Origin of the sequence: Klebsiella sp. GG_Kp173 (assembly GCF_040062415.1) — a bacterium.
In the GTDB taxonomy this organism is placed as follows: domain Bacteria; phylum Pseudomonadota; class Gammaproteobacteria; order Enterobacterales; family Enterobacteriaceae; genus Klebsiella; species Klebsiella quasipneumoniae.
On sequence record NZ_JBEAFZ010000004.1, the window covers coordinates 22,749 to 42,932 of the forward strand.

Annotated in this window: 16 protein-coding genes; 4 read left to right on the forward strand and 12 right to left on the reverse strand. The window is 55.8% G+C overall.

Translation table 11 applies throughout. The features are described 5' to 3' along the window. Positions 1-44: 44 nt before the first annotated feature. From bamA to rpsB, 9 genes are all read right to left on the reverse strand, one after another. Positions 45-2,474: an outer membrane protein assembly factor BamA gene (gene bamA, locus ABLU50_RS04300; protein ID WP_004204452.1), complete on the reverse strand. Its 2,430-nt coding sequence runs from the start codon at positions 2,472-2,474 to the stop codon at positions 45-47. A gap of 31 nt (positions 2,475-2,505) precedes the next feature. Then, a complete protein-coding gene (gene rseP, locus ABLU50_RS04305) occupies positions 2,506-3,858 on the reverse strand; it encodes a sigma E protease regulator RseP (protein WP_004204451.1) in 1,353 nt (450 codons plus the stop codon). Between the two features lie 11 nt (positions 3,859-3,869). Next, positions 3,870-4,727 (reverse strand): phosphatidate cytidylyltransferase, encoded by an 858-nt coding sequence (gene cdsA / locus ABLU50_RS04310; RefSeq protein WP_004204449.1) that lies wholly within the window; start codon positions 4,725-4,727, stop codon positions 3,870-3,872. 12 nt (positions 4,728-4,739) lie between these two features. Then, positions 4,740-5,498 (reverse strand): (2E,6E)-farnesyl-diphosphate-specific ditrans,polycis-undecaprenyl-diphosphate synthase, encoded by a 759-nt coding sequence (gene ispU, locus ABLU50_RS04315; RefSeq protein ID WP_002889316.1) that lies wholly within the window; start codon positions 5,496-5,498, stop codon positions 4,740-4,742. A gap of 237 nt (positions 5,499-5,735) precedes the next feature. Next, positions 5,736-6,938, reverse strand: a complete 1,203-nt coding sequence (gene ispC / locus ABLU50_RS04320; RefSeq protein WP_023319771.1) for a 1-deoxy-D-xylulose-5-phosphate reductoisomerase — start codon at positions 6,936-6,938, stop codon at positions 5,736-5,738. 228 nt (positions 6,939-7,166) lie between these two features. Next, positions 7,167-7,724 carry a ribosome recycling factor gene (gene frr, locus ABLU50_RS04325; RefSeq protein ID WP_002889308.1) on the reverse strand — a complete coding sequence of 186 codons (558 nt, stop codon included), beginning with the start codon at positions 7,722-7,724 and terminating at the stop codon, positions 7,167-7,169. A gap of 150 nt (positions 7,725-7,874) precedes the next feature. Then, positions 7,875-8,600 (reverse strand): UMP kinase, encoded by a 726-nt coding sequence (gene pyrH / locus ABLU50_RS04330; RefSeq protein ID WP_002889306.1) that lies wholly within the window; start codon positions 8,598-8,600, stop codon positions 7,875-7,877. A 147-nt stretch (positions 8,601-8,747) separates the two neighbouring features. After that, on the reverse strand, positions 8,748-9,599 hold the full coding sequence (gene tsf, locus ABLU50_RS04335; RefSeq protein WP_004151930.1) for a translation elongation factor Ts: 852 nt from the start codon (positions 9,597-9,599) through the stop codon (positions 8,748-8,750). Between the two features lie 119 nt (positions 9,600-9,718). Continuing rightward, positions 9,719-10,444, reverse strand: a complete 726-nt coding sequence (rpsB, locus tag ABLU50_RS04340; protein WP_004204447.1) for a 30S ribosomal protein S2 — start codon at positions 10,442-10,444, stop codon at positions 9,719-9,721. 321 nt (positions 10,445-10,765) lie between these two features. Here rpsB and map point away from each other — a divergent pair, with 321 nt between their 5' ends. The 4 genes from map to ABLU50_RS04360 all read left to right on the forward strand — a co-directional run bounded on the left by map (position 10,766) and on the right by ABLU50_RS04360 (position 15,630). Next, positions 10,766-11,560: a type I methionyl aminopeptidase gene (gene map, locus ABLU50_RS04345; RefSeq protein WP_004204446.1), complete on the forward strand. Its 795-nt coding sequence runs from the start codon at positions 10,766-10,768 to the stop codon at positions 11,558-11,560. 57 nt (positions 11,561-11,617) lie between these two features. Next, positions 11,618-14,281 carry a bifunctional uridylyltransferase/uridylyl-removing protein GlnD gene (gene glnD, locus ABLU50_RS04350; protein ID WP_017900651.1) on the forward strand — a complete coding sequence of 888 codons (2,664 nt, stop codon included), beginning with the start codon at positions 11,618-11,620 and terminating at the stop codon, positions 14,279-14,281. A gap of 30 nt (positions 14,282-14,311) precedes the next feature. After that, a complete protein-coding gene (gene dapD / locus ABLU50_RS04355; RefSeq protein ID WP_002889295.1) occupies positions 14,312-15,136 on the forward strand; it encodes a 2,3,4,5-tetrahydropyridine-2,6-dicarboxylate N-succinyltransferase in 825 nt (274 codons plus the stop codon). A gap of 107 nt (positions 15,137-15,243) precedes the next feature. After that, entirely contained in the window at positions 15,244-15,630 is a 387-nt protein-coding gene (locus ABLU50_RS04360; protein ID WP_002889292.1) for a DUF3461 family protein, read from the forward strand. A gap of 120 nt (positions 15,631-15,750) precedes the next feature. Here ABLU50_RS04360 and cdaR read toward each other — a convergent pair whose 3' ends face one another. The 3 genes from cdaR to dgt all read right to left on the reverse strand — a co-directional run bounded on the left by cdaR (position 15,751) and on the right by dgt (position 20,143). Then, positions 15,751-16,908 (reverse strand): DNA-binding transcriptional regulator CdaR, encoded by a 1,158-nt coding sequence (gene cdaR, locus ABLU50_RS04365; RefSeq protein ID WP_004204443.1) that lies wholly within the window; start codon positions 16,906-16,908, stop codon positions 15,751-15,753. A gap of 167 nt (positions 16,909-17,075) precedes the next feature. Further along, complete coding sequence (gene degP / locus ABLU50_RS04370; RefSeq protein ID WP_004145870.1) at positions 17,076-18,509, reverse strand: serine endoprotease DegP; 1,434 nt, start codon at positions 18,507-18,509, stop codon at positions 17,076-17,078. 134 nt (positions 18,510-18,643) lie between these two features. Next, positions 18,644-20,143: a dGTPase gene (dgt, locus tag ABLU50_RS04375; protein WP_323084014.1), complete on the reverse strand. Its 1,500-nt coding sequence runs from the start codon at positions 20,141-20,143 to the stop codon at positions 18,644-18,646. Positions 20,144-20,184 lie beyond the last annotated feature (41 nt).

The window sequence follows — 20,184 nt, forward strand, 5'->3', positions numbered from 1 at the left end:
ACGGTCAGCGCTATACTGCACTTGCATTCCGTTGCCGCCAACAATTACCAGGTTTTACCAATGTTAAACTGGAACTGTTCGGCTTTGTCTCCATCGTACTTTTTGAACGGTTGGGCGTAGGAGAAGACCAACGGCCCCAACGGCGACATCCACTGCACGGCAATACCCGCAGACATACGGATGTTGCTCGGATCGCTGTAATCCGGATATCCAGCGTACGCGTTCGAATCCCAGTGAGTATCCCATACGGTACCCATATCCCAGAAGAAGGAAGTCCGGACCGAGTTCGCATATTTGTCACTAATAAACGGCGTCGGGGTAATCAGCTCCAGGCTGGCCACCGCCATGGCGTTACCGCCCACCGCATCATCGGATTTACACGGTGCGGATTCGGTGCTCTTACAGTCGTTGGTATAGCCGCTGTCGCCATCATGACGGCTGCTCGACGGGAAGTACACCGCCTTCGGACCAATGGTGTTCGACTGGAAGCCACGCACGGTGCTGGAGCCACCTGCATAGAAGTTCTCATAGAACGGCATCTCTTTGCCGCCGATACCATCGCCATAGCCAAAGCGGGTACGACCCAGCACCACCCATTCATGATCGTTGTCGATCGGCACATAGGTGGCGGTATCCAACGTCGCTTTGTAGTATTCGTTGTCCGAACCCGGAATGGTCACTTTACCGTTCAGGTTGACGCGCGAACCTTCGGTTGGGAAGAAGCCGCGGTCAAGCTTGTTATAGGTCCAACCGTAGTTGAAGGTGAAGTCATTCGCACTGAACGAGTTCCGGTCGTTGGTGTTGTCCGGATACTGGCCCATCGAGTTCAGGTAACGCCACATCGCCACCTGCGGCTGCATATTGGACAGGGAGTTATGCACATACCCGACGCCCGCGCGCAGCGTGTTGTATTCGTTGACCGGGAAGCCCAGCGTGACGTCTGTACCATAGCTTTTGTTGGTATAGTCAGACAGATCCGCATCGTTCGCGTCAAAGTCATTATAGAAGATACGACCGCCGAGGCTCACACCGTCTACGGTGAAGTACGGGTTGGTCACCGACAGCTCGGTATAGGTCTGGTAGTCGTTTTTGGTGCCGTTGATCCCGACAGCATAGCCAGTACCTAACCAGTTATCCTGCTGAACGCCCGCCTGGAAGCTGACGCCGCTCTCGGTACCGTAACCGATACCGAAGTTGAAGCTACCGGTGTTACGCTCTTTCACCTTGTAGACTACGTCGACCTGGTCCGGGCTGCCTGGTACGCGCTGGGTATCGGTATCGACCGTTTCGAAGAAGCCTAAACGGTTGAGACGGTCTTTACCCTGATCGACGAGGTCGCTGCCCAGCCACGCGCCTTCCATCTGGCGCATTTCGCGGCGCAGAACGGCGTCTTTGGAGGTGTCATTGCCTTCGAAGCGAATTTTACGCACGTAATAGCGGTTGCCCGCGTCGACGTTGACGTGCAGCTTAACGGTTTTATCGCTGTCGTTGATCTCCGGCTGCGACTGTACGCGCGGGTAGGCGTAACCATAACGACCCAACAGTTTCTTGATGTCGTTTTCCATCTTGGTCACTTTCGCGCCGTTATACAGTTCACCCGGCTCGACTTTGGTCAGCGCTTCGATTTCCGCGGAATGGCCGGCGAGGTTGCCCGTCACCTGTACCCCGGAAAACTTGTACTGATCGCCTTCGGTGATGTTGACGGTGATATAGATCCCTTTCTTATCCGGCGTCAGGCTGACCTGGGTAGAATCAATGTTGAAACGGGCATAGCCGCGATCCAGGTAGTAGCTGCGCAGGGTTTCAAGGTCGCCCGCCAGTTTCTGCTTCTGGTATTTACGGTCGCCGACCACGTTCCACCACGGCACTTCATCGCGCAGCTGGAAGTGGGAGATCAGCTCATCAGTCGAAAACGCATGGTTGCCGACGATGTTGATCTGCTGAATTTTAGCGGAGACGCCTTCCTGGAAGACCAGTTTCAGGTCGACACGGTTACGCGGCAGCGGGGTAACGACCGCTTTGACGCTGGCGCTGTATTTACCGACGCTGTAGTAGAAATCCTCGAGGCCCTTCTCGATATCCGCGATGGTCGTGCGGTCAAGCGACTCGCCCACCCGAACGCCAGAGGCCTCAAGGTTCTGCTTGAGCATGTCATCTTTCACCGACTTGTTGCCGGAGAAGGTGATGCTGGCGATCGTCGGACGCTCTTTCACCTGCACCAGCAGGGTATCACCATCGCGCAGGACGCGGACGTCCTCGAAGTTGCCAGTGGCAAACAGCGCGCGAATAGTGTTACTGATATCATCGTCGGTCACCGTATCGCCAGGACGCACTGGCATACTGAGGAGGGCCGCACCAACAGCGACACGCTGCAAGCCTTCGAAATGAATGTCCTTCACCACGAACCCTTCAGCACCGTATACAGTCGCGCTGCTAAACAGCAGCGACGCTATGAGCAACTTTTTCATCGCCATCGTTATTATGCGTTCTTCCTAACAAACTCTCTTATAACCGAGAGAAATCATTGAAAAGTGCAAGCCCCATTAACAGCACCAGCAGTATTGAGCCAATGCGATAACTAAAGTCTTGAACTCGCTCGGATACCGGCCCGCCCTTCAGCTTTTCAATCGCCAAAAACAGCAGATGTCCCCCATCCAGTACGGGTAGTGGGAACAGGTTGATGATTCCGAGGTTCACGCTAATCAGCGCAAGGAACATCAGATAATAAATCAACCCAAACTCCGCTGACATTCCAGCCCCCTGAGCGATAGAGATCGGCCCACTGAGGTTGTTCAGTTTGACATCACCGGTTATCAATTTACCCAGCATCCTGACCGTCAGTGACATCAGCTGCCAGGTTTTATCCGTGGCTTCAGCGATGGCGGCAAACGGTCCGTACTGACGTACTGTCTTGTATTCTTCAGGCAGCGGGATGACCTTTGGCACCACCCCTGCGAACCCTTCTGCCTTACCTTTCACCGTTTTTGCATCCGGCGTCAGGGTTAACGGCAGCGCACTCCCCTGCCGTTCAATCTCCAGCGCCAGCGCTTTGCCCGGATTATCGCGCACCAGATTAACAAACGTCATCCACTGCGTTAACGGTTGACCATCGACTTTAACGATCCGGTCGCCCGCTTGCAAACCTGCTTTCTGCGCTGCCGAGCCCGCCTGGACCTCCGCCAGCACTGTATCAATCTGCGCGCTGCGCGGCTGGATCCCCAGCGACGTGACGGGATCTTGCTTGTCTGGCTCAAACGCCCAGTGCCGCAGATCGACGATTTTATCCTGGCGCTGATTAGTCCCGAAAGGGGCGACGGTAAGTATTGTTTGCGGGTTGCCGATTTTGGCCACCAGCTGCAGACGCACCGCATCCCAATCAGGCGTTTCGATACCATCTATCGCTTTAAGTTCCGTTCCTTTTGCAATTTGTGCTTGCGCGGCAACCGAATTGGGCGTTATTTCACCCACTACCGGACGGACCCCAGGAACGCCGATGATGAAGACCAGCCAGTAGGCAAAGATAGCGAAAAGGAAGTTAGCGATGGGACCGGCGGCAATCACCGCCGCGCGCTGGCCGACGGTTTTATTATTGAACGCGTAGTGGCGCATCTCCGGCGCCACCGCTTCAACACGCTCATCCAGCATCTTGACGTAGCCGCCCAGCGGGATTAGGGCAATGACGAACTCCGTACCCTGCTTATCCATCCGCCGCCACAGCGCTTTGCCGAAGCCGATAGAAAAACGCTCAACCCGGATACCGCAGCGACGCGCTACCCAAAAATGGCCAAACTCATGCACCGTAATCAGTACGCCAAGCGCAATGATAAAAGCTGCCAGATTCCAGAGCACGCTCAGCATATCACCTTCCGTCAAATCGTCCTGAAGACCAACAGTAGCAGACAGGCGAAGACCGGCACCGCCGCCGTCAGGCTGTCGATACGATCGAGAATACCGCCGTGTCCGGGAATCAAGTGCCCGCTGTCCTTAATGCCGGCCTCGCGCTTAAACATACTTTCCGTCAGATCGCCCAGCACCGAAGCCAGGGCGGCTACTACCGAACAGACCAGCAGCACCGTTGGCGTAACGTCAAGATGGGCCCACACCCCGTAGGCCCAGGAGATCACCGCCGCGGTCAGCAAACCGCCAAAAAAGCCCTGCCAGGTTTTTCCCGGCGAAACCTTCGGCGCCAGCTTATGCTTGCCAAACATTTTGCCAAACATATAGGCGCCGGAATCCGCGCCCCAGACCAGAATCATCACGTACAGGAGCCACAGCGCACCGCTGTAATGGTTATCGGTATAGTGCCAGGCGCGTAGCGCCAGCATGCCCCAGAAAAACGGGACAATGGTCAGGATACCGAAGATGAGGCGCAGCACTTTAGAGTGACGCCAGAATGCCGCCGACGCCGGGTAAGATAGCACCAGCAGCAGCGCGACGATCCACCAGACGAAAGAGGCCCACAGCGAGCCTTCAACCATCGGTTGATGAACGTCATAATGGTATTCCGGCAGCAGAAACAGCATCGCCGCCAACAGAAGGCCGCACAACACCGCCAGCCAGACCCGCTGCGACGTCGAGGTGAAACCACTCAGTTGCCCCCACTCCCATGCGGCGAGCATACAGACCACCAGGGTCACGATAGCAAACCCCATAGGCGGCAATAAAAACAGCGCCGCAATGACGACGGGGATTAAGACGAAAGCAGATATCAGGCGATACTTCAGCAAAAGTGACCCCCATCAGGCATGACTGCCACCCGGCTCAGTGCCGCCGAAACGACGCTCTCGATTAACAAAGGCATGGAGTGCACCTTCAAAGTCCTGTTCAGCAAAATCGGGCCAAAGAACATCCGTAAAGTAAAGTTCGGCATAGGCAATTTGCCAAATCAGAAAATTACTTATTCGGTGCTCTCCCCCGGTCCTAATAACTAAATCTACGGGAGCCAGTTCATGCATGCAGACCTGCTGACTCAGCATGTCTTCCGTGATCTGCTCAGGCAGCAGCGTCCCGTCCTGTACCTGTTTCGCCAGCAAACGAACGCCCTGGGTAATATCCCAGCGACCGCCGTAATTGGCCGCAATATTCAGCGTTAAGCCGGTATTGTTCGCGGTCAGCGCTTCCGCTTTGCGGATACGCTCCTGCAGGCGCGCATTGAAGCGCGTGGTGTCGCCAATAATCCGCAAACGCACATTGTGTCGGTGCAGGCTTTTGACTTCGCTATCCAGCGCCCAGACGAACAGCTCCATCAGCGCACTGACTTCCTGAGCCGGACGGTTCCAGTTTTCGCTGCTGAACGCGTATAACGTTAACGCCTCAATCCCATTATTCGCCGCGAAAGAGACCGCGCGACGCACGGATTTCGCACCGGCCTTGTGCCCGAAAGCGCGAATTTTACCTTGCCGTTTCGCCCAACGGCCGTTGCCATCCATAATAATGGCGACATGACGGCAGCCATGTGTGGGCGATATTTCGCTGACAGTTTGATTAGCAGACAACATCACGCGTTTTAAGTCCATAATAAGGATTAACTAGCCACCAAACAGAGGCCACCGGGCCGCGCTGGATACGCATTTTTATCCGGTGCCGGGGCTGCAGCCAATCGCAGAGAACAACCAAAAGCTTTACGCAAAAAAGCCGTGTTTTGCCACGGCCACCGTAATCTTTAACAACAAAATGCAACGATCGGGTGGCGCAGACTATATCACTGAAGCTTTGCGCCCACAAATATCACCGCGTTACGCCTGGGTGACCAACCGTTTCAGCTGTTGATGAGCAACCGCGCGGGCCTCAGCGTCGATAACCAGAACGTCATCAATGCTTTGCGGCTCCTGCAGGTTCATCTTATCCAGCACAATCTGGTTAACCGCCGCAATATCGGTAAAGCGGATATCGCCATGCAGAAACGCGGCAACCGACTCTTCATTGGCCGCATTCAGCGTGGTGGTCGCCGCCTGGCCGACGTCAAACGCCTCCATCGCCAGCTTCAGGCACGGATACCGCGTATAGTCTGGCGCGGAGAAGCTCAGATTGCTCAGCTGGCAGAAGTCCAGCGGCTTAGCGCCGGAGTTAAGCCGTTGCGGCCAGCCCATGGTATGGGCGATCGGCGTGCGCATATCCGGCTCCCCAAGCTGCGCCAGCACACTGCCGTCCTGATAGCGAACCATCGAGTGGATCACCGACTGCGGATGGATAAGAACCTCCATCTGCCGGGCCGAGGCGTTAAACAGCCAACGCGCTTCAATATATTCCAGGCCTTTGTTCATCATCGTAGCGGAGTCAACGGAGATCTTGCGTCCCATCGACCAGTTAGGATGACGGCAGGCCTGATCCGGCGTCATCGCCGCCAGTTCAGCTATCGCTGTCTCACGGAAAGGCCCGCCCGAGCCGGTCAGCAGGATGGATGAAACGCCATTCTGCGCCAGGTCAGCGTATCCCAGATGCTGCTGAATTGTCTCCGGCATACTCTGAAAAATCGCGTTATGTTCGCTATCGACCGGCAGCAATCGCGCCCCCGACCGTTGAACCGCCTCCATGAACAAGCGACCGCAGGTCACCAGCGACTCTTTATTCGCTAACAACACCGTTTTCCCGGCGCGGATCGCCGCCAGCGTCGGCACCAGCCCCGCCGCGCCGACGATAGCCGCCATCACCTGATCGACCTCCTCCAGCGCTGCGACCTCTGCCGCCGCCTGCTGGCCGCTCAGCACCTCGGTACGGCAGCCATGTTCCTGCAGACGGGTGCGCAATCGTTCAGCGCTTTGCGCATCGTCCATCACGGCGTAACGGGGGGTAAATTCAAGGCATTGTTCAACCATACGGTCAACGTTTTTCCCCGCGACCAGCGCGGCGACGGAAAAGCGACCGGGATTATGGCGCACCACGTCCAGCGTGCTACAGCCAATGGAGCCGGTCGAACCGAGAACGGTTAATTGCTTCATGAGACGTCCAGAAGAGTGGAAACAGAATAAAAAGCAAAACGCCGCCAGCAAGCCCCTACGCAGCAATTATCAGGGATAAGACGGCGGCATTAGGCCTTCAACTTAGCGCTAAAGGCTACAAGGCCAGCGGTCGCAACGCAATCCCGAGAATTGAGCGTACAGTCTTCTGTACGGCGTTTCGGATTTTACTCAGACCAGACGCTGTCAGGCCCGAGTAAGGGCAGAGCATCAGAACTGCATCAGTTCTGCTTCTTTGTCTGCCAGCGCCGCGTCAACTTTCTTGATGGCGGCGTCAGTCATTTTCTGCACGTCGTCCTGAGAACGGCGATCGTCATCCTCGCTGATCTCTTTCTCTTTCAGCAGCGCTTTGACTTTGTCGTTGGCGTCGCGGCGAACGTTACGTACGGCAACGCGTGCCTGCTCAGCTTCACCACGCACGATCTTGGTCAGATCTTTACGACGCTCTTCGGTCAGCGGCGGCAACGGAACACGAATATCGCTGCCGGCAGAGCTTGGGTTCAGACCGAGGTCGGACGCCATGATCGCTTTTTCAACGGCCGCGGACATAGAACGGTCAAAGACGTTGATTTTCAGGGTACGGGAGTCTTCGACGGTGACGCTGGCCAGCTGGCGCAGCGGGGTCGGCGTACCGTAGTATTCAACAACAATCCCGTCCAGCAGGCTCGGAGAAGCACGACCCGTGCGAATTTTGCTGATTTGGTTTTTGAATGCTTCGACGCATTTTTCCATGCGGATTTCAGCATCTTTTCTGATATCGCTAATCACGTTACGAATCCTTGAAAGCTTGTCTCAGTCAGACCAGACGGGGCACCCGTCGGAAAATGAGCTAAGTATAGTCAGATTTAATGAAAATCACCGGGTAATATCCCCGCGAAAGTAAAGCGGAATATTACCCGGATTTGGCGCTGACGGGAATTATTCCGTGATCAATGTGCCTTCTTTTTCGCCCATCACCACGCGACGCAGGGCGCCAGGTTTGTTCATGTTGAAGACGCGAATCGGCAATTTATGGTCACGCGCCAGGGTGAAGGCCGCGAGATCCATCACTTTCAGCTCTTTTTCCAGCACTTCGCTGTAGGTCAGCTGATCGTACATCGTGGCGGAAGGATCTTTGGCCGGATCAGCGGTGAATACGCCGTCAACCTTGGTGGCTTTCAGCACCACATCGGCTTCAATTTCAATACCGCGCAGGCAGGCTGCGGAATCGGTGGTAAAGAACGGGTTGCCGGTACCCGCGGAAAGGATCACCACGCGGTTGTTGCGCAGCAGGCTGATCGCCTCTGCCCAGCTGTAGTTGTCGCACACACCGTTCAGCGGAATGGCGGACATCAGACGAGCGTTCACATAGGCGCGGTGGAGCGCATCGCGCATCGCGAGGCCATTCATAACCGTTGCCAGCATGCCCATGTGGTCGCCCACAACGCGGTTCATACCCGCTTTCGCCAGACCAGCACCACGGAACAGGTTACCGCCACCAATTACTACGCCAACCTGAATACCCAGCTCAACCAGCTCTTTGATCTCCTGAGCCATGCGGTCAAGTATGCTTGCATCAATACCGAAGCCTTCTGAGCCCTGCAGCGCTTCGCCACTTAATTTCAGCAGAATACGTTTGTAGACGGGTTTTGCATTGGTAGCCATGTTTCTTTCCTGAGACTGTCAACGAATGAGATGTGAGAATTCCGGCGACATTGTATGTCGCATTTCAGCGCGGTCACTATAAGCAGTTGGCTGAATTTACAAAATGGGCGCAAAAAGAAGCCGCCCTCAGGCGGCTCCTTGTAAAAATTAAGACTGCTTGGACATCGCAGCAACTTCTGCTGCAAAGTCAGTCTCAACTTTCTCGATGCCTTCGCCCACTTCAAAGCGGATGAAGCCAGTCACGTCAGCATTGTGCTCTTTCAGCAGCTGACCAACAGATTTGCTCGGCTCCATGACGAAAGGCTGACCAGTCAGAGAAACTTCGCCGGTGAATTTCTTCATGCGGCCTTCAACCATTTTCTCTGCGATTTCTTTCGGCTTACCGGACTGCATCGCGATGTCCAGCTGAACCTGGTACTCTTTCTCTACCACTTCAGCAGACACGTCTTCCGGCTTAACGAATTCCGGCTTGCTTGCAGCAACGTGCATTGCCAGCTGCTTAACCAGCTCTTCGTCAGCGCCTTTAGCGGCAACCAGAACGCCGATGCGCGCACCGTGCTGGTAGCTGCCCAGAACGTCGCCTTCCAGAACAGCGATACGACGGATGTTGATGTTCTCACCGATTTTAGCAACCAGGGCAACACGTTCTTCTTCGAACTGCGCTTTCAGAACTTCAACGTCAGAGATTTTACCCGCAACAGCGGCGTCCAGTACTTTGTCAGCAAATGCCTGGAAACCACCATCTTTAGCAACGAAGTCAGTCTGGCAGTTAACTTCCAGAATGTAACCGTAGTTGCCTTCGATTTTGGTTTTGATCACGCCGTCAGCAGCCACGTTGCCTGCTTTCTTCGCCGCTTTGATCGCGCCGGATTTACGCATGTTTTCGATTGCCAGCTCGATGTCGCCATTCGCTTCAGTCAGCGCTTTTTTGCAATCCATCATGCCTGCGCCAGTACGTTCGCGCAGCTCTTTTACCAGGGAAGCGGTAATTTCAGCCATTCTTAAATCCTCGGGAGATGTGGATACTGCCCGGCCAACGGCCAAACAGCGTAAATTGAAAAAAGGGGCCGATAATGGGCCCCTATTCATACACGGTACTAATAAGGGCTTAAACCTTATTATTCAGCTTCTACGAAGCTTTCTTCCGCCTGAGAAGCCAGGTCCTGAGAGCGACCTTCACGAACGGTAGCAGCAACAGCGCCCAGGTACAGGCTTACTGCGCGGATTGCATCGTCGTTACCCGGGATAACGAAGTCTACGCCGTCCGGATCAGAGTTGGTATCAACGATAGCAAATACCGGGATGCCCAGGTTGTTTGCTTCTTTGATAGCGATGTGCTCGTGGTCAGCGTCGATTACGAACAGTGCGTCAGGCAGGCCGCCCATGTCTTTGATACCGCCCAGGCTGTTTTCCAGCTTGTCCAGCTCACGAGTACGCATCAGCGCTTCTTTCTTGGTCAGCTTGTCGAAAGTACCGTCCTGGGACTGAGTTTCCAGGTCTTTCAGACGTTTGATGGACTGACGAACGGTTTTCCAGTTAGTCAGCATACCGCCCAGCCAGCGATGGTTCACGAAGAACTGGTCGCAGCTCAGAGCAGCGTCTTTTACCGCTTCGCTTGCAGCGCGCTTAGTACCAACGAAAAGGATTTTACCTTTACGAGCAGCGATCTTGTTCAGTTCAGCCAGAGCGTCGTTGAACATCGGTACGGTTTTCTCAAGGTTGATGATGTGAACTTTGTTACGCGCACCGAAGATGAACGGCTTCATTTTCGGGTTCCAGTAACGGGTCTGGTGACCGAAGTGAACACCAGCCTTGAGCATGTCGCGCATGGAAACAGTTGCCATGTTTAAAACCTCTATAGATTAAATTGGGGTTATGCCTCCACGTATCCCATATTACCGACCCCAAAGGGCACCCCGGAATATGTGCCGATACGTGTGTGTTGTTACACAAAGTGAGATTTGTCGCTCCCGTCCATCCTGTGTATCTGAGATGGATCGGAAGTCCGGCGCGCTTTATACCACAAAATCCACCCAGACACCAACTCTTGTTGACGTCACGTGCTGTTAATGATTCTCAGTTTGGCACCAGCCTGCCCGGACTGTTACCATTGACAGGACTTACTCTATTATTGTCGAAAATATCGACACTGCTGGACATACTCCATGGCTATCTCTATTAAGACATCTGAAGATATTGAAAAAATGCGCGTTGCCGGTCGCCTGGCCGCTGAAGTGCTGGAAATGATCGAACCCTGGGTTAAGCCGGGCGTCAGCACTGGCGAACTGGACCGTATCTGTAACGACTATATCGTTAACGAGCAGAAGGCCATTTCCGCCTGTCTCGGCTATCACGGCTATCCGAAATCCGTCTGCATTTCGGTCAACGAAGTGGTCTGTCACGGTATCCCTGACGACGGCAAACTGCTGAAAGATGGCGATATCGTGAATATCGACGTGACCGTCATTAAAGATGATTTCCATGGCGATACCTCCAAAATGTTTATCGTCGGCAAACCGACGATTCTCGGCGAGCGCCTGTGCCGCATCACTCAGGAAAGCCTGTACCTGGCGCTGAAGATGGTTAAGCCGGGCATCAATCTGCGCACCATCGGCGCGGCGATCCAGAAATATGTGGAAGCGGAAGGATTCTCCGTGGTTCGCGAATACTGCGGTCATGGCATCGGCCGCGGCTTCCATGAAGAGCCGCAGGTGCTGCACTACGACTCGCCGGAAACCAACGTCGTGCTCAAACCAGGCATGACCTTTACCATCGAGCCGATGGTCAACGCCGGTAAAAAAGAGATCCGCAGCATGAAAGACGGCTGGACGGTGAAAACTAAAGACCGGAGCTTGTCTGCGCAGTATGAGCATACTATTGTGGTGACAGACAACGGCTGCGAAATTCTGACGCTACGTAAGGATGACACCATCCCGGCGATAATCTCGCACGATGAATGATGAAAAGCCGGCGCCCGCCGGCTTTTTTATTAGATAGTTTTTTCTTATGGTGACGCGATGAGCAACTCATTACCTGACACAGCCTCCCCTCTTCTGCCCATCCCGCCGGAACATCCGGTGAGCTGGCCGCAGGGCGATCTGAACTGTGCTGCAATAAAGGCGCACATCGATACCTTTCAGCACTGGCTGGGCGAGGCGTTTGACGCCGGTATCGCCGCGGAGCTGCTCATTGCGGCGCGCACCGAATTTATCGACCAGCTGCTGCAGCGGTTGTGGATCGCCAGTGGATTCGAATCCGTCTGCGACCTGGCGCTGGTGGCCGTCGGCGGCTACGGTCGCGGCGAGCTGCATCCGCTTTCTGACGTCGATCTGCTGATCCTCAGCCGCAAAAAGCTGCCGGACGACCAGGCGCAAAAGGTCGGCGAACTGCTGACGCTGCTGTGGGACGTCAAACTGGAGGTAGGCCATAGCGTACGCACTCTCGAAGAGTGTCTGCTGGAAGGGCTTTCAGATCTCACCGTCGCCACGAACTTAATCGAATCGCGCCTGCTGATCGGCGACGTCGCGCTGTTCCTTGAGCTGCAAAAACATATTTTTAGCGACGGCTTCTGGCCATCAGAAAAGTTCTTCGCCGCCAAGGTCGAAGAGCAGAACGTCCGTCATCAGCGTTATCACGGCACCAGCTATAACCTCGAGCCGGACGTGAAAAGCAGCCCCGGCGGCCTGCGCGATATCCATACGCTACAGTGGGTGGCTCGCCGCCATTTCGGCGCCACCTCAATGGATGAGATGGTCGGCTTCGGCTTTCTGACCGAAGCCGAGCGCAATGAGCTCAACGAGTGTCTGCATCAACTGTGGCGTATCCGCTTCGCGCTGCATCTCGAACTCACTCGCTATGACAACCGCCTGCTTTTCGACCGCCAGCTCAGCGTCGCCCGCCGGCTCGGCTATGAAGGCGACGGCAACCAGCCGATTGAGCATATGATGAAGGACTTCTTCCGCGTCACCCGCCGGGTGAGCGAGCTGAACCAGATGCTGCTGCAGCTGTTTGAAGAGGCCATCCTTGCGCTGACCGAGGATGAAAAACCGCGCCCGATCGATGATGACTTCCAGCTGCGCGGCACGCTGATCGATCTGCGTGACGATACGCTGTTTATTCGCGAGCCGCAGGCCATTCTGCGCATGTTTTATATTATGGTGCGCAACAGCACCATCACCGGCATCTACTCCACGACGTTGCGCCATCTGCGCCACGCCCGCCGCCATCTGACCCAGCCGCTGTGCTATATCCCGGAGGCACGCACACTCTTTCTCAGCATGCTGCGCCATCAGGGGGCAGTGAGTCGCGGACTGCTGCCGATGCATCGTCACAGCGTGCTGTGGGCCTATATGCCGCAGTGGTCTCATATCGTCGGCCAGATGCAGTTCGACCTGTTTCACGCCTACACCGTCGATGAACACACCATCCGCGTGATGCTCAAGCTGGAGAGTTTTGCTAAAGAAGAGACTCGTAGCCGCCACCCGCTGTGCGTGGAGCTATGGCCGCGCTTAACGCACCCGGAGCTGATTTTAATCGCTGCCCTGTTCCACGATATCGCCAAAGGGCGCGGCGGCGACCACTCGATCCTCGGCGCACAGGATGTGCTGAAGTTTGCCGAGCTGCACGGGCTGAACTCCCGGGAAACGCAGCTGGTCGCCTGGCTGGTGCGTCACCACTTGCTGATGTCGGTCACCGCCCAGCGGCGCGATATTCAGGATCCGGAGGTGATTAAGCAGTTCGCCGAGGAGGTGCAAACGGAAAATCGCCTGCGCTATCTGGTGTGTCTGACCGTCGCCGATATCTGCGCCACCAACGAAACCCTGTGGAACAGCTGGAAGCAGAGCCTGCTGCGCGAACTCTATTTCGCCACTGAAAAACAGCTGCGTCGCGGCATGCAAAGCACCCCGGACATGCGCGAACGCGTGCGTCACCATCAATTGCAGGCGCTGGCCCTGCTGCGGATGGACAATATTAATGAAGAGGCGCTGCATCAGATCTGGAACCGCTGCCGCGCCAACTATTTCGTGCGACATACGCCGACGCAGCTCGCCTGGCACGCCCGCAACCTGCTGCGCCACGATCTGAATAAGCCGATGATCCTCCTGAGCTCGCAGGCCACCCGCGGCGGAACGGAGATTTTTATCTGGAGCCCGGATCGCCCTTACCTGTTCGCCGCGGTGTGTGGCGAACTGGACCGTCGCAACCTCAGCGTCCACGATGCGCAGATCTTCACCACCCGCGACGGCATGGCGATGGATACCTTTATTGTCCTCGAACCCGACGGCAGTCCGCTGTCCGCCGATCGCCACGAAGCGATCCGCCAGGGTCTGGAGCAGACCATCACACAGCGCAGTTGGGAACCCCCGGCGCCCCGTCGTCAGGCGGCAAAACTGCGTCATTTCTCGGTGGACACCGAGGTAAATTTCCTGCCGACCCATACCGATCGGAAATCGTTTCTCGAGCTGATAGCCCTTGACCAGCCCGGGCTGCTCGCCCGTGTCGGTCAGGTATTCGCCGACCTCGGAATTTCGCTTCACGGGGCGCGAATTACGACAATTGGTGAGCGAGTAGAAGATTTATTTATAATCGCTACCGCCGACCGGCGTGCCCTTAATAATGAGCTGCAACAAGAAGTGCAACAACGGTTGACAGCGGCCCTCAATCCAAACGATAAAGGGTGACGTATTTTTTTTAGTGAATGGAAAGAAACAATGCAGCAGTTACAGAACGTTATTGAGTCCGCTTTCGAGCGTCGCGCCGACATCACGCCGGCTAATGTGGATACCGTGACCCGCGAAGCGGTTAACCAGGTTATCGCCCTTCTGGATTCCGGCGCGCTGCGCGTCGCTGAGAAGATCGACGGTCAGTGGGTGACGCATCAGTGGCTGAAGAAGGCGGTACTGCTCTCTTTCCGTATTAACGATAACCAGGTTATCGATGGTGCGGAAAGCCGCTACTTCGATAAAGTCCCGATGAAATTCGCTGACTATGACGAAGCGCGTTTCCAGAAAGAAGGTTTCCGCGTGGTGCCGCCGGCAGCGGTTCGTCAGGGCGCGTTCATCGCCCGCAACACCGTGCTGATGCCGTCCTATGTGAACATCGGCGCCTACGTTGACGAAGGCACCATGGTTGACACCTGGGCCACCGTCGGCTCCTGCGCGCAGATCGGTAAAAACGTTCACCTGTCCGGCGGCGTCGGCATTGGTGGCGTACTGGAACCGCTGCAGGCGAACCCGACCATCATCGAAGATAACTGCTTCATCGGCGCGCGCTCTGAAGTGGTTGAAGGGGTGATTGTCGAAGAAGGCTCCGTGATCTCCATGGGCGTTTACCTCGGTCAGAGCACCAAAATCTACGATCGCGAAACCGGCGAAGTCTTCTACGGCCGCGTACCGGCTGGCTCGGTAGTGGTATCAGGCAACCTGCCGTCGAAAGATGGTAAATACAGCCTGTACTGCGCGGTGATCGTGAAGAAAGTCGATGCCAAAACCCGCGGCAAGGTCGGCATTAACGAACTGCTGCGCACCATCGACTAAAGCAAATAAAAAGCGGGAGATATCCCGCTTTTTTTATATTTGATGCTGGCGAAAATGGATTTTTTCGTTAATTATTCAATGGTTATGATGCTATCAAAGGTACCGTTATGTACGATAATCTGAAAAGTCTTGGCATTACCAACCCTGATGAGATCGATCGCTATAGCCTGCGGCAGGAAGCTAACAATGACATTCTGAAAATTTACTTTCAGAAAGACAAAGGCGAATTCTTCGCCAAGAGCGTGAAGTTCAAATATCCGCGTCAACGCAAAACCGTCGTCGCCGACGGCGTCGGCCAGGGCTACAAAGAGGTCCAGGAGATCAGCCCGAACCTGCGCTACGTTATCGATGAGCTGGATCAGATCTGCCAGCGCGATCGCACTGAAATCGATCTCAAGCGTAAAATCCTCGACGATTTACGCCATCTGGAAAGTGTGGTCACCAATAAGATCAGCGAAATCGAAGCCGATCTGGAAAAGCTCACCCGTAAGTAAGCGCATCCCCGGCGGCGCGTCGCCTGACCGGGCTGGCGGTATCAAGCCGCTACCGACAGCATGCATCGTCCAAGGCCGGGTATGGCGAGTCGCTACCCGGCATTTTTTTACCTCCACGCCTTAGCGTTGTTCATCCAGCTGCAGCGCAATATACAGCAGCAGCCGGTCGTCAAAGCTGCCAAGATCCAGCCCCGTCAGCTCCGAGATACGATTCAAACGGTACTCCAGGGTATTGCGATGAATAAACAGCGCCTTTGACGTCGCCAGCGGCTGCACGTTATGGCGAAACCACGCCTGCAGCGTCCGCCGCAGCAGCCCGTTGTTGTCCATCGCCTTGAGACGCGCCAGCGGACGGGCCAGCTCATTGGCCTGCCAGCCGCCGCGCAGGCTGTCAAGCAGCACCGGCAGCATCAGATCCTGATAGAAGTAGCAGCGGCTCTCCGGCATCCGCTGCTTGCCCACCATCATCGTCGTGCGTGCGGTACGGTAAGAGCGGGCGATACTCCCGGGACCGGTGAAGAAATTGCCCAGCGCCACGCGGAAGCGGAGCTGCCCATTCTCTTTCATCCTGGCGATAAGCTGCTCGACGCGCCGGACGTGATCGTCTGCGTCCCAGCGGCCAAAGCTGTTCAGCGCCGGTTTCAACACCACCATTTCCGTGAGCGAGACAATGGCCACCAGATTATTGCGATCGGGGGTGGTCAGCGCGTTCTGCAACTGCTGTAGCTCCGCCATCGCGCTGTCCACGCCGAGCTGGCCGCTGTCCACCTCAATCATCGCCACCACGCGCGGCTGATTCAGATCAATTCCTAAACGCTGCGCCCATTCGTTCAGCGCCGGGGTATGCTCTTCCGCCTGAATCAGGTTCATCACCAGCTCTTCGCGCAGACGGCTGTCCTGCGCCAGGAGATGCATCAGTCGCGACTGCTCCAGCATCATCTCAGCCGTCATGCACACCAGCTCGCCATATTTTCGCAGCGACTCCGGCTCGCCGGTCAGGCCGATCACCCCGACGATCTCCCCCTCCAGGCGCAGCGGCAGGTTGATCCCTTGACGCACTCCGTGGAGATGGCGAGCGACCGCATCGTCGATATCCACCACCCGCCCCTGGGAAAGCACCAGTAGCGCGCCTTCGTGCAATTCACCAATCCTTTCCCGATCGCCGCTGCCGATAATCCGCCCGCGGGCATCCATCACGTTGATATTGGTATCGATGATGCGCATCGTCCGCGCCACAATATCCTGCGCCATTTTGGTATCAAGATGCCAGCCAGCCATGTAATCCTCCCCTTTGCAGGGCACCAGCATAAAAGAGTCGTTGCTCTGCTGCATTGTGCATATGCCCGAAGCCCGGGTGAGATATGTGGAGTTGTGGAAGCGGTCACAGAACGAAAAAAAGCCCCTGCCCTCGGCGAGGGAAGGGGCTGGAGAGCGAGCGCTGACTGTTACTGCAACAGCAGATAGATAGAGGCGTCGCCGCGCTGAATATTCAGCGCCAGCACGGACGGTTTGGCGTCGAAGATTTTCCGCAGATCGGCGATGTTTTTCACCGGCTGCTGGTTCGCCCCGACGATGACGTCGCCTTTCTTGAGGCCAATCTGCGCCGCCGGGGTACCGGCTTTCACATTATTGACCACCACACCTTTGTCCTGACCCTTGTTGCTCATTTCCGCCCCTTCAATCCCGTTGAAGATGGTGCTGGAGTCAACCTGGGTCTGGTTGCTCTGCTGCAGTTCGACGGTCACGGTCACCGGTTTGCCGTCGCGCAGCAGACCAAGCTCAACTTTGCTGCCGATAGGCATGGTGCCGACCTGGGCACGCAGCGCGGCGAAGCTGCTGATCGCCTTCCCGTTGAGAGAGGTGATCACGTCGCCGGCTTTAATGCCCGCTTTCGCGGCCGCCGAACCCGGCATCACCTGGCTGACAAAGGCGCCGCGCTGAGCGTCGACTTTCATCGCTTTCGCCAGCTCAGAGTTCAGTTCGGTCCCCATGATGCCGAGCTCGCCGCGTTTCACCTGGCCATATTTCACCATCTGCTCGGTCAGGTTTTTCACCATGTTGCTTGGGATAGCAAAACCGATACCGATGTTGCCGCCGTCCGGCGCCAGAATGGCGGTATTGATGCCGATCAGCTCGCCGTTGAGGTTCACCAGGGCGCCGCCGGAGTTCCCGCGGTTAATCGCCGCATCGGTCTGGATAAAGTTTTCGTAGTTTTCCACGTTCAGGCCGCTACGACCCAGCGCGGAAACAATCCCGGAGGTCACGGTTTCGCCCAGACCGAACGGGTTACCGATAGCCACGGTGTAGTCGCCAACGCGCAGCGCGTCAGAGTCGGCGAGCTTAATCGCCGTCAGGTTTTTCGGATCCTGAATCTGAATCAGCGCGATATCAGAGCGCGGATCTTTGCCAACGACTTTGGCATCAAACTTACGGCCATCGCTCAGTTGAACCTTAATTGTGGTGGCGTTGTCCACGACGTGGTTGTTGGTCACCACATACCCCTTGGCGGCATCAATGATGACGCCGGAGCCCAGCGCCATAAATTTCTGCTGCTGGCCGCCGTCAGGCTGACCGCCCTGTCCGCCGCCCTGGCAAAACGGCGAACTCTGGAAAGGAGAACCGTCCTGGCAGAACGGCGAATTATCGCCAAAGAACTGCTGGAAGTTACGTGGCATCCGTGGGGTATTAACGGTGGTGCTACCTTCAACGTTAATGCTCACCACCGACGGCATCACCTTCTCCAGCATCGGGGCCAGGCTTGGCATCTGCTGTGCATTAGTGGCCGAAGATGCCGTTTCTGCCGCGCTCGCAGAGAGCGGGGACAACGCCAGACCTAAACTCAGAGCCAGTGCACTCATTGCTAACGTGGTTTTTTTCATCAGTTTCAATCTCAATATCAGAAAACGAAAGTTGCTGTGTACGTGACTATCAGAGTCATTTTATAGCGCTAAGTTCCGGAATTAAGTTTCTGGAAAAAGTAAAAATTTATTGTCCATCTTTACAAAACTCCAGCTTATTCCACCGCCATTAGCCGCCGATATTCATCCCACGCATACAAATCCGTCATCCCGCTGATATAATCCTGAATCAGACGGCAGCGATAATAGTATTCCATCAGCGCAAATTCAGGCGCCGTGCGCGCCAGCTTATTTACCGCTTCCACATAGGCCAGCCGGTGGCGGGTTGATAGTTTCTGATACAGCCGGGAGGCAATGGGTAAACGCCGTACCCGCTCCTGCGCCACTAATTCGCTGAAATCCTCGAGCGATAATTTCAGCAGCGGCTGATAGATATCGAGCAGGCCACTGATCACCCGGTAGCCCTGCAATTCCAGCTGCTCGACATCCGGATGGCTAAACACCTGTTTCATCGCCACATTTTTATAAAGCTCCAGCAGCTGACTGCAATCGCTGTCGTCCTCAAGCAGCGCATGATTAAAGTCGCCCGTAAAGATGGCCGGCAGGTTGTCAATAAATCGGCGCGCCGCGTAGGGCACCAGCTTATTCAGCGTGTTCACCCGCAAATACATAAAAAACTGATCTTCCGCGCTCTGTTTCAGGGAATTGGCTCGTGATTTCTCCCAGGCATTTTCCACTACCTGCGAGAATAACGATCCTTTTTCATGGCAGCCCCAGGCGTCGTAAAGATGCTGATAAAGCTGCTCAGCGCTGAAAATACGTTTTTCCACCGCGTCCTCGAGATCCGCGACGCAATATGAGATGTCATCCGCGGCTTCCATAATCCAGGTTAATGGGAACCGATTGTAAGGCGCCAGATCCAGTTCTTTACGCAGGCGCGCCACATACTCCTCTTCGGCTAAATAGTAGCCAGGCTTTTTCATTAAATAGCTGTGGCTGGCTGGCGTCGCCTCGGACCACCACGCCGGCCGAGTATATTTCAGAATACAGCCGACCTGCGCCCAGGTCAGATTCATGCGCATCAGCGTATGGACCAGACGAATGCCCTGGGCGTTGCCCTCAAAGCTGCAGAGATCCTGGCGCACTTTGCGGCGCAGCGCGTTAAGCGACGTTTCCCCTTCATGCAAGCGTAATGCCTGCACTTCACAGCGATCGTCGGTCAGCGGCTGCCCGAGCGCATCGCCGGGCGCCAGACGCTGGCGGAACCAGTCGTTAATCGCCGCCTCGCCAAAATGGCCAAACGGGGGATTGCCGATATCGTGCATCAGGCAGGCCATCTCCACCACGCTCTCGAATGGCCCGGTCAGCTCTTCCAGCAGCCTCAGCTCTTTCAGCCGGCTCAGCACCTCTTTGGCGATATAGCGTCCCACCTGCTGCACCTCCAGCGAGTGGGTCAGGCGGGTACGCACCGCCGCGTTGCGCTCCAGCGGGAAGACCTGAGTTTTTTGCTGTAAGCGACGGATTGCCGGCGAGTTGACGATCCGTCCCCGATCGCTTTCGAAGATCCGCAGGATGTCGCGCTCCGTCTCGACACGCGGCGGCGAACGGAAGCGTCGACGCCAGTTTATCTTGTTGCGAAAATCAATCTTTGCCATAGCCTCTCCCGCGCGAGCAATACGCTTCCCCTTAAGCGCAT

Excerpts from the sequence above, each read along its gene's own strand:
- ispU (WP_002889316.1), bottom strand. The coding sequence starts at position 5,498 with ATGTTGTCTGCTAATCAAACTGTCAGCGAAATATCGCCCACACATGGC.
- degP (WP_004145870.1), bottom strand. The coding sequence starts at position 18,509 with ATGAAAAAAACCACGTTAGCAATGAGTGCACTGGCTCTGAGTTTAGGT.
- bamA (WP_004204452.1), bottom strand. The coding sequence starts at position 2,474 with ATGGCGATGAAAAAGTTGCTCATAGCGTCGCTGCTGTTTAGCAGCGCG.
- rseP (WP_004204451.1), bottom strand. The coding sequence starts at position 3,858 with ATGCTGAGCGTGCTCTGGAATCTGGCAGCTTTTATCATTGCGCTTGGC.
- ispC (WP_023319771.1), bottom strand. The coding sequence starts at position 6,938 with ATGAAGCAATTAACCGTTCTCGGTTCGACCGGCTCCATTGGCTGTAGC.
- rpsB (WP_004204447.1), bottom strand. The coding sequence starts at position 10,444 with ATGGCAACTGTTTCCATGCGCGACATGCTCAAGGCTGGTGTTCACTTC.
- dapD (WP_002889295.1), top strand. The coding sequence starts at position 14,312 with ATGCAGCAGTTACAGAACGTTATTGAGTCCGCTTTCGAGCGTCGCGCC.
- dgt (WP_323084014.1), bottom strand. The coding sequence starts at position 20,143 with ATGGCAAAGATTGATTTTCGCAACAAGATAAACTGGCGTCGACGCTTC.
- ABLU50_RS04360 (WP_002889292.1), top strand. The coding sequence starts at position 15,244 with ATGTACGATAATCTGAAAAGTCTTGGCATTACCAACCCTGATGAGATC.
- pyrH (WP_002889306.1), bottom strand. The coding sequence starts at position 8,600 with ATGGCTACCAATGCAAAACCCGTCTACAAACGTATTCTGCTGAAATTA.
- tsf (WP_004151930.1), bottom strand. The coding sequence starts at position 9,599 with ATGGCTGAAATTACCGCTTCCCTGGTAAAAGAGCTGCGCGAACGTACT.
- map (WP_004204446.1), top strand. The coding sequence starts at position 10,766 with ATGGCTATCTCTATTAAGACATCTGAAGATATTGAAAAAATGCGCGTT.
- cdaR (WP_004204443.1), bottom strand. The coding sequence starts at position 16,908 with ATGGCTGGCTGGCATCTTGATACCAAAATGGCGCAGGATATTGTGGCG.
- glnD (WP_017900651.1), top strand. The coding sequence starts at position 11,618 with ATGAGCAACTCATTACCTGACACAGCCTCCCCTCTTCTGCCCATCCCG.